This is a genomic window from Nocardiopsis sp. NPDC006139, from assembly GCF_040614155.1.
Classification (GTDB): Bacteria; Actinomycetota; Actinomycetes; order Streptosporangiales; family Streptosporangiaceae; genus Nocardiopsis; species Nocardiopsis changdeensis.
Window position 1 is genome coordinate 94,554 of sequence record NZ_JBEXTT010000012.1, and the last position, 13,744, is coordinate 108,297.

11 protein-coding genes are annotated in these 13,744 nt (G+C 71.4%); 6 read left to right on the forward strand and 5 right to left on the reverse strand.

Annotation, left to right across the window (positions count from 1 at the left end):
- Positions 1-59 precede the first annotated feature (59 nt).
- From ABZ249_RS17715 to ABZ249_RS17730, 4 genes are all read right to left on the reverse strand, one after another.
- Positions 60-761, reverse strand: coding sequence for a metal-dependent transcriptional regulator (locus ABZ249_RS17715; RefSeq protein ID WP_355263742.1), 702 nt, complete (start codon positions 759-761; stop codon positions 60-62).
- Positions 762-974: 213 nt separating this feature from the next.
- Positions 975-1,793, reverse strand: a complete 819-nt coding sequence (locus ABZ249_RS17720; RefSeq protein ID WP_355263745.1) for an arylamine N-acetyltransferase — start codon at positions 1,791-1,793, stop codon at positions 975-977.
- Positions 1,794-1,875: 82 nt separating this feature from the next.
- Positions 1,876-2,529: a pyridoxamine 5'-phosphate oxidase gene (gene pdxH, locus ABZ249_RS17725; RefSeq protein WP_355263748.1), complete on the reverse strand. Its 654-nt coding sequence runs from the start codon at positions 2,527-2,529 to the stop codon at positions 1,876-1,878.
- A 59-nt stretch (positions 2,530-2,588) separates the two neighbouring features.
- On the reverse strand, positions 2,589-6,044 hold the full coding sequence (locus ABZ249_RS17730; RefSeq protein WP_355263751.1) for a hypothetical protein: 3,456 nt from the start codon (positions 6,042-6,044) through the stop codon (positions 2,589-2,591).
- 241 nt (positions 6,045-6,285) lie between these two features.
- Between ABZ249_RS17730 and serC the strand changes: the two genes are divergently transcribed.
- Positions 6,286-7,407: a phosphoserine transaminase gene (gene serC / locus ABZ249_RS17735; protein WP_355263754.1), complete on the forward strand. Its 1,122-nt coding sequence runs from the start codon at positions 6,286-6,288 to the stop codon at positions 7,405-7,407.
- Positions 7,408-7,536: 129 nt separating this feature from the next.
- Positions 7,537-8,574: a glycerophosphodiester phosphodiesterase family protein gene (locus ABZ249_RS17740; protein WP_355263757.1), complete on the forward strand. Its 1,038-nt coding sequence runs from the start codon at positions 7,537-7,539 to the stop codon at positions 8,572-8,574.
- Positions 8,575-9,300: 726 nt separating this feature from the next.
- Here the strand turns inward: ABZ249_RS17740 and ABZ249_RS17745 are convergent.
- Positions 9,301-10,389, reverse strand: a complete 1,089-nt coding sequence (locus ABZ249_RS17745) for a lytic transglycosylase domain-containing protein (RefSeq protein WP_355263760.1) — start codon at positions 10,387-10,389, stop codon at positions 9,301-9,303.
- Between the two features lie 360 nt (positions 10,390-10,749).
- On the opposite strand from ABZ249_RS17745, the gene ABZ249_RS17750 reads away from it, so the two are divergent.
- The 4 genes from ABZ249_RS17750 to ABZ249_RS17765 are packed head-to-tail and all read left to right on the forward strand — an operon-like array spanning position 10,750 to position 13,740.
- On the forward strand, positions 10,750-11,175 hold the full coding sequence (locus ABZ249_RS17750; RefSeq protein ID WP_355263763.1) for a DUF6668 family protein: 426 nt from the start codon (positions 10,750-10,752) through the stop codon (positions 11,173-11,175).
- A gap of 19 nt (positions 11,176-11,194) precedes the next feature.
- On the forward strand, positions 11,195-11,500 hold the full coding sequence (locus ABZ249_RS17755) for a hypothetical protein (RefSeq protein WP_220564730.1): 306 nt from the start codon (positions 11,195-11,197) through the stop codon (positions 11,498-11,500).
- A gap of 19 nt (positions 11,501-11,519) precedes the next feature.
- Positions 11,520-12,269 carry a hypothetical protein gene (locus ABZ249_RS17760; RefSeq protein ID WP_355263767.1) on the forward strand — a complete coding sequence of 250 codons (750 nt, stop codon included), beginning with the start codon at positions 11,520-11,522 and terminating at the stop codon, positions 12,267-12,269.
- Positions 12,270-12,309: 40 nt separating this feature from the next.
- The gene (locus ABZ249_RS17765) at positions 12,310-13,740 is read left to right on the forward strand and encodes a hypothetical protein (protein ID WP_355263770.1); all 1,431 of its coding nucleotides are present in this window, start codon (positions 12,310-12,312) and stop codon (positions 13,738-13,740) included.
- Positions 13,741-13,744 lie beyond the last annotated feature (4 nt).

The window sequence follows — 13,744 nt, forward strand, 5'->3', positions numbered from 1 at the left end:
CACCGTCAACGTTCTCGCAGCGCAATGTGACAATCCTGATGAGCAACGGGTCCCCGTCGTCACGGCTTGGCGACGAAGATGTGCCCGGCGATCGCCGACGTGAGGTCGGTGCCCCCGCCGTCCTCGGCGAGCACCCGTACCCCGTCGTCGGTGGCGCGCAGCACGACCTCGCGCTCGGGCTGCACCCCCGCCTCGCGCAGGGTGCGCATGACGTCGGCGTCGGACTGGATCTGCTCGCTGATCCGGCGGACGGTGACGGTGGTCTCGGGCCCCGAGGCGACGTCGACCATCGGCACGATGGACTCGTCGGTGAAGGGCTCGGGCGAGTAGTCGTCCAGGCCCAGCTCGTCCAGCGCCGGGATCGGGTTGCCGTGGGGGCACACCGAGGGCGCGTTGAGCAGCGTCACCAGGCGCTCCTCCACGGCCTCGGAGATGACGTGCTCCCAGCGGCAGGCCTCGATGTGGACGTCCTCCCAGGGCAGTCCGATGACGTCGACCAGCAGCCGCTCGGCGAGCCGGTGCTTGCGCATGACGTGGGTGGCCAGCCTGCGGCCCTCGGCGGTCATGACCAGGTGCCGGTCGTTCTCGACCCGCAGCAGGCCGTCGCGCTCCATGCGGGCCACGGTCTGGCTGACGGTGGGGCCGCTCTGGTGCAGGCGCTCGGCGATCCGTGCCCGGAGGGGGACGATGCCCTCCTCCTCGAGCTCGAATACCGTCCGGAGGTACATCTCCGTGGTGTCGATCAGCCCGTGTGCGGTCAAGACTCCCCTCCCATGACTCTGCGCCCGGCGCACGGTCACGGCGGGCACGGCGGGTCTCTCACAACACAGGTCGGGGCGATGCGATTCCCGGGAGCCGAGTGGGGACCGGGGTGTCCGCGCGACCGCGGGAGCGACCACCGAATACCGCAAGCATATCGTGACGGCAAGGACCCGAAATTCCGTACGGACCCGGCCGTAGGGCCCGGTTCCGCGTCAGCCCCGGGCCAGGTGCTCCGCGGTCTGCGCGCTCGCCTTCGCGAACAGCGCCGCGGTGTCGGTCCCGTCCAGGGCCAGGCCGAACCGCTCGGACAGGACCTCGGCGAGCGCCGCGGCGTCGGGGAGCAGGACCGTGTTCTTCCCCACCGGCGCCAGTTCGGTCAGGGCGTTGCCGCGCAGGGTGAGGGAGCCGTCCGGGAACGGGCGCTGGGCGACGAGGGTGCGCACGAACACGGACTCGGGCGAGGTCGCCTTGGCCCGGTGGTACGGCTCGAAGTAGGCGGCCGGCCGCGGCTCGGTGTCCAGCAGGTAGCCGGGCACCGCGGCCCTCCCGTGGTGGCCGATCCACCAGGTGGTCCCGTCGCCCCCGGGTTCGACGGTGTACGTGAACGGCCCCTGCCGGTACCGGCCCGGCTCCAGCGGCAGCGGTTCGAGGAAGCCGTCGCCGAGCCCCGCGTCCACCACCCACAGGCGCCCGTCCGCGCGCACGAGCAGGGCCAGGTGGTTGGCCCACTCGGGCGGCTCGGCGTCGCGCGGGCCGACGGCGCCGCGCACCCGGGTCACCTCGAGGCCGATGTCCTCCAACACCAGGGCCAGCAGGGAGTTGAGCTCGTAGCAGTAGCCGCCGCGCCGGCGGCGGACGATCTTGTCGAACAGGTCGTCCGGGTGCAGCGAGGGGACCAGCCCCGCCTGGATGTCGAGGTTCTCGTAGGGCACGGCGCCCAGCTGCGCCCGGTGCACCGCGGCCAGGGTGGCCGCGTCCGCCCGGACCGGCCCGGTGTGGCCGATCCGCTCCAGGTAGGCCCCGATGTCCATGTGCTCCCCCGCTCCGTGCCGGTGCCGACGCGGCAGGCTATCCGGGGGCGGCGACGTCCCGGAAGCGCTTTTCCGGTCCGGGTCAGGGGGCGAGGCGGTCGATGTCCCAGGTGTCGTCGCCGGTGCGCAGGTAGCGGAAGCGGTCGTGCATGCGGTCGGCGCCGCCCTGCCAGAACTCGACCTCCCGCGGGACCAGGCGGAAGCCGCCCCAGTAGGCGGGGCGGGGGATCTCGGTGTCGCCCGGCCAGACCGTCTCGAACTCGCGGTAGAGGCGGTCCAGCTCCTCGCGGTCGGCGACCGGCTGGGACTGGCGCTCGCTGGCCCAGGCGCCCAGGCGGGAGCCGCGCGGGCGGGACGCGAAGTAGCGGTCGTTCTCGGCGTCGCCCAGGCGCTCCACCCGGCCCGCGACGAGGACTTGGCGGCGGATGGGGTGCCAGGGGAAGACGACGCTCGCCCGGGGGTCGGCCTCCAGGGCGACGCCCTTGCGCGAGGTGTAGTTGGTGAAGAAGCGCAGGCCCCTGCGGTCGTAGCCCTTCATCAGCACCGTACGGGCCCGGGGCATGCCGTCGGGCTCCACGGAGGCCAACACCATCGCGTTGGGCTCGGCCAGGCCCGACTCGTGGGCCTCCTCGAACCACAGGTGGAACTGGGTCATGGGGTGCTCGGCGAGGTCGGCGCGGCGCAGGGGCGCCCCCAGGTAGGGTTTGCGCAGCTCGGCGGGGTCTGTGCGGTCCACAGGGGGCATCTTCTCTCGCCGGGGCCCGCCCGCGCCACCCGGCCGCGGCGACGTGCGCGTCACACGCAGTGGGGGCCGGGGTCGACCGTGGACGGGCTGATCCGCCCGCAGGCCGCCACCACGTGCTGGCGGGAGTCGTCCGTGCCGCGCGGACCCACGACCACGAGCTGCACCATCCGCGCGTCGTACCAGTTGCCCCGGGCGGGCTCGCCGAACGCGATGTGCCCCGAGACGGCGGACAGCCCCGCCGTGTTCTGGATGCGCTCCACGAGGGCGTCGCGCTCGGCGTCGTAGGCCGCGTCGTCGCCCAGGAACGGCGGCCCGTCGCCGCCGGGCACCGGGTGGTCGACGCCGCGCAGCGCCCGGGAGAACACGGTGACGGCGTCGGCCGCGACGGCGGCGTGGGCCATCGAGGGCAGACCCCCGTCCGCGGCGTCGGCGCCGGCCTCGGCCTCCTCCTCGTCCCGGTCGTCGTAGACCTCCTCCGCCAGGGCCTCGGCCTCGGCGTAGAACGAGCGCTCGCTGCCCTCGGTGTAGCGCCCCCAGGCGCCGCTGGCGGCCAGCGGCGTGTAGAAGACGGGGTACCCGTCGGCCCGGCCGATGGTCTCGGCGTGGTCGGTGACGAACTTGGCGATGTCGTCGCCGCCCAGCACGTCGATCCCGGCCTCCACGCACATCCCCTCCTCCTGGAGGAGGCGGTGGAAGTCGGCGAAGTCGGTGGAGCGACCCGCGAAGTAGATGAGGTCGGGCGGGTCCTGGGCGCACACCCGTGCCAGGTGGTCGGCCTGCGACACCTCCCCCTGCCGGTAGGGCAGCACGCCGGGGACGACCGCGCTGGAGCCGTCGGCCAGGCCCACCGCGGGCGGGAGGCCGCCCTCGGGGTCCTGCCAGGGCCGCCCGCCCAGGGCGCGGAAGGCGGACATGAACCGCACCGCCAGGTGGGGCCCGTAGCTCTCCCCGCTCTGGTTGTCGGCGATCGCCACGGCGGTGCGCGCCGGCCCCAGGGCCGGGGGGTCCTCCCCCTCGGCCAGGCCCGCCCCGTCCCATGCGACCCCCTCGTAGGCCCAGGAGGCGGCCTGCTCGGCGATACGGGAGTTGGCCGGGGCCAGCGGGAAGAAGTACTGGCCGTACTTGCCCGACGCCTCCAGGGCGATGTCGTCGAAGGTCGCGGTGGTGCCGATCATCGGGATGCGCGCGGCGCCCAGCACCCGGATCGCCTCGGTGGTCCCCTGGAGGCTCTGTCCGAACCCGAGGGCGGCGATCGGCCGGTCCATCCGGTCGCGGGTGCGCTCGGACCGCTCGACGACCATGCGCGCGGCGTCGGCGGCGTGCGACCAGCCCTGGCCGGTGCTGACCAGCAGGATCTTGATGCGGGGCAGGGAGGCGTCGGCGGACTCGTTGTGCTCGGCCTGCCGGTGGGCGATCCCGAGCAGCTCCCCCTGGACCCCGGCCAGGGTGAGGTCGGAGGCGGAGGTGGTGCTGAGCGCGCCGAAGTAGGCGACGGTGACGTGGGGGGTGCCGCGCCCGGCGGCGTCCACGGCCGCGTTCTGGTCGCGGATGAGCTCGGTGACCTCCTTCAGCCGCTCGTGGAAGACGAAGCCGCCGAAGGTGACGCCGTAGCAGTCCTTGCCGTCCTGCTCGATGCCGACCGGCTCCCACAGCCAGTTCTGGACGCACGGGTTGAAGGGGGCCATGGCGGTGGGTCCGAGCCCCCAGGCCAGGGAGAGGGCGAGTACCAGGGACAGGGAGGTCCCCCCGGTCCAGCGCCGGGCGAGGGCCGCGGCCGTGGGCACCGTCCGGTCGGCGGGGGTGCCGGCGGTGGGGTCGGCGGGCACCCCGGGGACGGCGAGCCGCAGGGTGCGGGTGACGCCCAGGACACCGGCGGCGTGGCGGGCGCGCCGCCACAGGGACACCTCCTCCTGGCGGACGGTGGTCTCGGTGCCCGGCAGCGAGGGGTAGCGGGCCGCGTCGACCGCCGGGGAGACCAGGGAGGCGGTGCCGGGACCGCGGACCTGGACGATGAGCAGGGGGTCGGGCAGGGTGCGGCGCACCCGCTCGTCCTCGATGAGGCGGACGAGGTAGCGGCCGACCCGGTCGAGGCGGTCCTGGTCGATCAGGAGGACGGGGCGCAACACCCGGCCGCGCCGCGGCCGCAGCGGCCGGTGGACGCCGCCGTGGGTCTCGGCGAGGTCGTCCAGCAGGGCGTTGACGGCCAGCCGGTGGACGGCGGGCAGCGGCTCGTACTCGCGCGGCGCCTCGGGGGACACCGGGTGCGGAGCGGTGGCGGCGGCCGGGGGCTGCTGCGGCTCCCGCGCGGGCAGCCGCAGCAGCAGCTCCCACCACAGGCGTGTCTCCGCGGGCGCGGGGGCGGGGGCCGCCTCCGGGTCGGCGGCCTCGGTCTGGTGCAGGCGGCCCTCCCGGTCGGCCTCGCCCTTGAGGAGGTTGAGGACGTGGATGCCGCGGTCGCGGTGCCCGCGCAGGCCCGTCTTCTCCTCGTAGTCGGCGTGCTCGTCGAGCCACCGGTAGGCGCGCCAGGGCAGGACGAGGAAGGGCGCCAGGGAGCCGTAGACGATGAGCAGCAGGACCGCGGCGGATCCGGCGATCCAGTTGTTCACACCCTGGAGGGTCTGGCCGAACAGGGTGTCCGGCCCCAGCCCGCCCAGGGCGGTGGCCAGGCCGAAGGCGCCCAGCAGGGGCGGGGCGAAGGCGCCGAGCACGCCCATGATGAAGGAGACCGGGGTGAGCAGCACGGCGTCGAGGCGGCCGAAGGTGATGCGGGTGCTCAGCCCGGCGAGCCGGATGGCGCTCTCCCGGGCTATGCGCAGGTAGGCGGCGAGCCAGCGCGGGACGGACCGCCTGCGGCCCTCGCGGCGGGAGGCCGAGCGCAGCCGGCCCAGGGCGGCCACCACGTGGATCTGGGTGCGGCGGTCGGTGTCCAGTTCGAGATCGCCGCGCCCGGTGATGCTGCCGCTCATGCCCTCGTGGATGGAGGCGCGGTCGCAGGCGCGCAGCCGGAGCAGGGAGCGCAGGCGGGCGAACCGGGGCGGCGGCGGCGCTGTGCGGGACCCCTCCGGTTCGGGGAACCCCTGGTCCGCGGCGTCGAGGAGCCGCTCCACGAGGTCGTAGAGCTCGTCGGTGGTGGCCCAGGGCTCGGGGTCCCCCGCATCCGGAGGAGCGGGCGCGCCCGGGACGGGCAGCCGCAGCGGCGGCTGGTTGCCGCAGCGTTCGACGAGGGCGTCCAGCAGGGCGCCGCGGTCGGCGGCGTCGTCCAGGACGAGGTCGAGGGCGGGCGGGGGTTCGGCGAGGTCGCCGCGCTGCACGTCGCTATGCGCGCGGACCCTGCGGCGGCGGGCGGCCCGCCGCTCCATCCGGGCCAGCCGCCCGGCGTACCCCCGGTCGGGGCGCTCGCGCAGGGCGTCGAAGACGGCGAGCAGGCGGCGCGCCCCGTCCCCGTCCGCGGCCGCGGTGTGTTCGGGGGCCGCGGGGGAAGCCGGGGATCCGGTCGTCTCGGACACGCGCGGGCACCTCGTCATGGTCGTGGTCTCTGGCGGCTGCTCCCCCCGAAGCGCCCTCATTAGACAACAAAGGGTGCCCGTATTCCACGCTTTCAGACCCGATTGCCACTGGCCCATACCGGCCGCGCCGACGGGAACCGCCAGGGATTGTGACGCGCCGATCCCTTCTCACGTATTTTCACGTGCGCGAATAACACCCCTGACCGGCCGCGTCACCGCCCCCGCCACTACTCTGGGGACCGTGACCGAGATTCAGATTCCCGCGAACCTCCTGCCCTCCGACGGCCGATTCGGCAGCGGCCCCTCCAAAGTCCGCCCGGCCCAGCTGGAGGCGCTGGCCTCCTCCGGCTCCCGCTACCTGGGGACCTCGCACCGGCAGAAGCCCGTGAAGTCCCTGGTCTCTCGGGTGCGCGCCGGGATCTCCGACCTGTTCTCCCTGCCCGAGGGGTACGAGGTCGTCCTCGGCAACGGCGGCACCACCGCCTTCTGGGACATCGCCGCCCACGGCCTGCTGCGCGAGAAGTCCCAGCACCTGTCGTTCGGCGAGTTCTCGAGCAAGTTCGCGAAGGTCGCCAAGGGCGCCCCGTGGCTGGCCGAGCCGACCGTGATCGCCACCGACCCCGGGACCCACGGCGAGGCCGTCGCCGAGGCCGGGGTGGACGTCTACGCCCTCACCCACAACGAGACCTCCACCGGTGTGGCCGCGCCCATCGCGCGGGTGGCCGGGGCCGACGAGGACGCCCTGGTGCTGGTCGACGCCACCAGCGGCGCCGGCGGCCTGCCGGTCGACATCTCCCAGACGGACGTCTACTACTTCGCCCCGCAGAAGAGCTTCGCGGCCGACGGCGGCCTGTGGCTGGCCGTCATGTCGCCCAGGGCGCTGGCCCGGGTCGAGGAGATCGCGGCGAGCGGCCGGTACATCCCCGAGTTCTTCTCGCTCACCACCGCCGTCGACAACTCCCGCAAGGACCAGACCTACAACACCCCGGCCGTGGCCACCCTGCTGCTCCTGGCCGAGCAGCTGGAGTGGATCAACGGGCAGGGCGGCCTGGACTGGTCGGTGGCGCGCACCGCCGAGTCCTCCTCGATCCTGTACACCTGGGCCGAGAAGTCCGCGGTCGCGACGCCGTTCGTCACCGACCCGGCCAAGCGCTCCCAGGTCGTGGCGACGATCGACTTCAGCGACGACGTGGACGCCGCCGCCGTCGCCAAGGTGCTGCGCGCCAACGGCGTCGTGGACACCGAGCCGTACCGCAAGCTGGGCCGCAACCAGCTGCGCGTCGCGACGTTCCCCGCGGTCGAGCCCGCCGATGTGCAGGCCCTGACCGAGTGCATCGACCACGTGCTCACGCGGCTCTCCTGAGGCCCCCGGGCACCGTCCCGCGCCCGGCCGCGCCCCGGTCGCGCGAAGGGGCAGAATGGAGGTCGGTCCGTTTCCCGCGGGCCGACCTCCTCTTTTTCTCCTTTTCCGGACTTCCAGGACGGGTCGACTGTGCGCAGGAACAAGTTGGATTCCCCCATCAAGATCATCTCCCACCGGGGTGCGTCGGGGCACCGGCCCGAGCACACGCTGGCCTCCTACGAGCTGGGCGCCCGGCACGGCGGCGACTTCATCGAGATGGACCTGGTCGCGACCCGGGACGGCCGGCTGATCTGCCGGCACGAGGCCGAGATCGGCGAGACCACCGACGTCGCCGACCGCCCGGAGTTCGCCGACCGGCGCACCACCCGGACCATCGACGGCCGGGAGGTCACCGGGTTCTTCGCCCAGGACTTCACCCTGGAGGAGATCAAGACGCTGCGCGCCAGGGAGCGCCTCCAGGACGTGCGCACGATGAACGCGCTGATGGACGGGACCTACGGGATCCCGACCCTGGAGGAGGTCATCGACCTGGCCCTCTCCCTCACCGCGGAGCTGAAGCGGCCGATCGGGATCTACCCCGAGACCAAGCACCCCTCCTACCACGTGTCCCAGGGCCTGGACCTGGAGCCGCCGCTGATCGCGGCGCTCAAGGAGGCCGGGCTGACCGGGCCGGAGCCGCGGGTGCCGGTGTTCCTCCAGTCGTTCGAGGCCGAGAGCCTGCGCAAGCTCGCCGAGACGGAGCTGCCGCTGGTGTTCCTGATGGGCACCGAGGAGCACTGGCGGCACTACACCACTCCGGACGGGCTGGCCGAGGTGGCGGCGTTCGCGCACGCGATCGGACCGGCCAAGGCGCTGATCGCGCCGGTCGGCGAGGACGGGGACTTCACCGAGCCGACCTCGCTGGTGGACGACGCGCACGAGGCGGGGCTGCTGGTGCACCCGTACACGTTCCGCAGCGAGAACCACTTCCTGCCCCCGGCGCTGCGCTCGGACGGCGACGCGGGCGACTACGGCTCGTTCGCCGCGGAGTACGAGCTGTTCTTCGAGCTGGGCGTGGACGGGGTGTTCACGGACTTCTCCCGGCACGCGTTCCTGGTGCGCGAGCACTTCCTGGAGGCCGGGCAGGCCGCCCAGAACGGCCAGGGCGGCCAGAAGAAGGGCGGCTGACCCGCCGAGGCACCGCCCGAGGGGCCCGGACGCGAAGCCGTCCGGGCCCCTCGCGGCGTTCCCCGGCGACATCCGGCCTGCGGCCCCACCCTTTCGCGGCCCCTCCCGGGTGGCTCCCGTTCTCCGCGGCGCCACCACACCCACCGCCACCACCGGGGAGTGCGGGCACGCCGGGGCCCGCGGCGGCGCCGGCACCAACGCCCCGGCCGGGCGGGCTGCGCCAGGGCCGACCGATCCCGTGGAGTCATCGACCGACCACGGCCCTCCCCGTGCCCACCGGGCCGTATCGCCGGGGGAACGCCTCCGGCCGGTCCACCGACGCCCGTGAAGCGGGCCGTGCGGGCGACAGCGCGTGAGGCGGCCCGGAAACCGCACGACCGGGAGGTCCATGGGGGGCGTCGGGGGAAGAGCGCGCCACGAGGCGGACGGTCCCGCAGGGCCCCGGGAGGATGTCCGCGCCGTGGCGGATCCGGAAGAGGGCCCCTCCGCTCCGGCGCTCGGGACGTTCGCCGGCACCGGAAGACCGCCCCGGATCACGGCCCGCGTCCGCAGCGCGAACGCACGCCCCCTGCCGGGACATCGGCCGCACGGCTCGAAAAGCACACCGGGTTTTCCCGTACCCCCTTCACCGGGGATGACTGGTCGCACGAGTCCGACCAGAACAACCGGGGGAACGGGAGTGGAATACCCGACAAGATCCCGATGCCTTTTTCGAGTTCTTCCGATTCACCTCATGCGGCCGGGGCCGGCCGCGAGGTGGATGTGGTCGACATGGTCCTGGGTGAGATCCCCGGTGTTCTGATGGAAACGCCGGACAGCGTTCCAGTCCCCCACACTGTCCCTCTGCGCGTTCCAAATGTGCCGATCGTAGATCAAACCCTTGACCCCGAGAATTTCATGGTTCTTGATGACATAGTTGATCACCTGGATGGCCATGGCGTGGTTCTCCATCGAGGGGATACCGCCGTACGGTCCCATCATGTAGTCGATGGCCATCCCGTAACCATGGTCGCTGGTGCTCTCATTCCGGTACCCGCCGGCGGAGAGGTAGAAGGCGCCGAACTTCTCGTTCAGGTGTTCGTGGACCGAGCACATGGTCGGGTGCAGTTGACCGAGGTTGGCACAGGAGACCATCTCACCTCCGCCGACCTGGCCGCCGTCCGGCCTGACGTGCAGGGAGTCGTAGTGCGCCTTGCGTTCCATGACGTCGTTAACGTATTCGCCGGAATTGTTGTACCCCCGAATCGCCTGGCGCATCTTCTCGTCGGTCGTGAGGTCGTTCCCACCACTCCTGCACAGGTGTGCCACGGTCGCCGCAGCGGCATCGAAGATATTGTTCGGATCCTTCTCGCCGTTGCCGTCTCCGTCCTGCCCGTATATATTCCACGAGCCGGGAATGAACTGCATGGGCCCGACGGCTCGATCGAATTCCTCGTCCCCGTCCATCTCCCCGTCGTCCGTGTCCTCGATTCGGGCCGTATCGTTGGTGCCGTCGAGCGGGATGCCTATGATCGGGGGGCGGACATTCCCTTCTTCGTCGGCTTCGGCTCCGTCATGCGTTCCGTGCTTGCTCTCCTCATAACCGATACCCGCGACCAGGGACCAGCTCATCCCCTCGCACCCTGGAGCGTACTCGTCGACACCGGAAGCAGCCGCGACGTAGGCGAACAGGACGACGTCCGGGATGCCCGGCACGGAATCCGGGAACTCCTGGAATGAACCATCGGCCTCTTCGGCGATCACGCCGACCAAAAGCAGAACGAAGACCAGGATGAAGGCGATCAGCGCCAGGGGGAGATAGAGAAGCTGCTTCACCTGGGCAGACCCTCCACGAGATCGCTCGTAACCGACTTTCCGTGTTTCTCTTCACGGCGCACGGGCGATCCTTTCGTGATTGCATAGGAGCCCTGAATGTAGTATCTGTAGGCGCCGTAACCCAGGATCACGCCCGTCGAGGAAAGCGGTCCCGCCTTGTCCGAACCCTATAACCCCTGGACAACGCCTGATCAGGACGATGCGGAAGCAGCACGGAAAGCCGCTGCCCACGAATCCGACCAGGCGGATGATACTCATACCACGACCACCGGACCATCTTTCCCCCACCCCGGCATCCGCGCCCCGGAAGGAGTGGGCCTCCCGCTCCGCGTGTTTCCGCAAAGCGCCAGCGTGTGGTGGGTGGGAGCGCATGGAGGGTCGGGCGAGAGCACCTTCGCCAAACTTCTCCCGGGGTCGGTCGAGAGCCAGCACACATGGCCACAATCGGCCACACCCCTCCCCGGTGGAATTCCGGTGGTGCTAATGGCCAGAACCAACCTCTCAGGTTTGGAGTCCGCCCGGAACGCCCTTACACAATGGGCCTCCGGCACCGTTCCCGGAATCCAGCTGCTGGGACTTGCCCTGGTGTCCGACGCGCCCGGTAAGCTTCCGAAACCCCTGAAGGACTTCGCGCATCTAGTAGGAGGGGGAGCTCCCCGAGTCTGGCGAGTCCCCTGGATGGAACAATGGCGGACCGACCCGCCCACCGCCCCGGATCCACGTGGCATGCCCGCTGAGCTGCGGAAACTCATAAAAAGCGTGCAAGTCCTGATCCAGAAAAGCTAGAGAAAAGATCCGAGACCCGATGAACGAAGCAGTTGTCCTCGCAGCTGACGCAACGTCCCTTCTCCACCCCCTCGCGCTCGGCATCGATGAGGTCACCAGCCAGGCCCCTCCCGGCCTGGACGGCGGCTTCCTCACCATCCTGGGATGGGCCAAGTGGGTCGCCCTGGCGGTCTGCGTCCTCGGCCTCATCGTCGCCGGCGCCGTCATGGCCATCCAGTCCCGCCGGGGCGAGGGCGGCGAGCACATGAGCAAGATCGGCATGGTCCTCGCCGGTGTCATCGTCATCTCGGGCGCGACGAGCCTCGTCTCGTTCCTGGTGAGCTGATCACGGAGAAAAACCGACGATGAGCGACGAGAACCCTTTCAGCCGCCCCTCCTTCATCTTCTCAGCAGGTTTTCTCGCCGCCCTCGTGGTGTCCGGTGTCCTGGTCGCCGTGTGGCCCGACGACGAAGACGAGGCGGGGGCGGACCCGGGAAGCGCGTCCGCCCCCGCCGGTCCCGAGGCGACCTCCTCCCCGGAGGAGGCTCCGGCCACCCCGGACGGGCAGGACAGCGTGTGCGGGCTGGAGGCGCACACGGTCGAGTTCGACATGCTCCTCCCCCTCCTCGACACCACCTGGACCTCGATCGGCGGCATGCGTGCCCCGCAGACGGCCGAGCACGGCCCGGGGGTCGTCGAGGACGGCGGGGCCCGTTACTGCTACGCCCGCACACCGGAGGGGGCGGTGCTCGCCACCGGGAACTTCCTCGCCCTGGCCAACGCCGGGGGCGACCGGATGGACTCCCAGTGGGAGCGGATCGTGGCACCGGGGCCGGGACGGCAGGTGTTCATCGCGGAGATGGAGTCGTCGCAGGCGCCGGAGGGAGGCGTCGGCGGACAAATCGTCGCCGCCAAGGTCGTCTCCTACACCGAGGACGAGGCCCGTATCAGCCTCGCCCTGATGGCTCCCGACGCCGTGTACGCGAGCATGACCTTCGACCTCATCTGGGTGGAGGGGGACTGGAAGATCGTGGTCGACGAGAGCGGGGAGAGCGATCCCCTCTTCACCGTCCTCGAGGATCTGAGCGGTTACACACCCTGGGCGGCGATCTGACGTGTGCGGAATCGATATCGGGTGTCACTTCGACAGGGCAGTGACCAGCATCATGGACGAGATCAAGCAGCAGTTCGCCGACGAGGTCGGAAGCGTCGTCGAGACGATGCTGACCTTCTGGATCGACAGTCCGACCAGGGAACTGGACGCCGGTGACGGCTCCGCCGCCGGCGGGATCACCTCCCCCAGCGGAACCCCGGGGCAGGTGAGCGACATCCTCGGCTACGTCACCTGGATCGGGTTGGGCGTCGCCGTCCTGTCCCTGATCATCCTCGGGGCGACACTGGCCCTGGCCAGGTCGAGGGGCGAAGGCGGCCAGTACCTCAACAAGATGACCCTGGTCATCGGGGCCGTCGCCCTCATCGGCGGTGCGTCCTCGGCCGTCTCGGCACTGATCGGGGCCATGGGCGGCACCTCGGCCGGCGGCGCCGCCGGATTCCTCCAGAGCCGCCTGATGTTCTACGTCGGGGTCGCGGCGATCCTCTCGGTGATCGTGGGCGGCGTGAAGATGGCCTGGGAGCAGCGCGCCCAGCCCGGCAAGGAGCTGCTCAAGTCCCTGCTGACCCTGGTCGTGGTCTCGGCGACCTGCGTGACCTTCGTCAACATCCTCATCGGCCTCGGGGACGAGTTCTCGACGTGGATCCTGAAGGAGGGCTACGGCCAGTCCGACCTCGGCGGGCTCGCCACGGAGTTCCTCGTCATCATGGGCGTCAATTCCTACTTCGGCGGCGGCGGACTCATCATGGTCCTCGTCCTCGGCCTGGTCATCATCGTCATCGGCCTGATCCAGATGGTGCTGATGATGATCCGCGACGGCATGCTCATCCTGCTCACCGGCGTGCTCCCCCTCACTGCCGCGTTCACCAACACGGAGATGGGCCGGTCCTGGTTCCAGAAGGCCATCTCCTGGCTCGTCGCCTTCCTGCTCTACAAGCCCGTGGCGGCGATCATCTACGCCCTCGCCTTCGTCCTGCTACAGGAGCCCGAGGGAGAGGCGGGCCTGGAGGACCTGATGCTGGGCGTCACCATGCTCGCCCTGGCCCTGTTCGCCCTTCCCGCCCTGATGAAGTTCGTGACCCCCATGGTCGGCGCGACCGCGGGCAGCGGCGGCGGGGCAGCCGACGCCGCGACCTCGGCGCTCCCCACCGGCTCCGCGAGCGGCGGAGGCGGCGGGGGCGGATCCGGCGGCGGAGGAGGCGGAGGCCCTTCCGGCGGCAGGTCCGGCGGAGGCGCGACGGGCGCCTCCAACACCAGCGGCGCCAAGCCCGGAGGTATCACGGGCGGCGGCGGAGGCGGCCCGACCACGGGTGGAGGCGGAGGCGGCGCGGGCGCCGCCGCGATGAAGAGCAACCCCAAGACCGCCGCCATCTACGCGGCCGCCAAGGCCGTCAAGGCCGTCGGCGAGGCCAGCAAGAAGGCGGTCGACGAAACCGCTTCCGGAGGCGATGGGCCCAGTGGCAGCCGTAAATGACGAC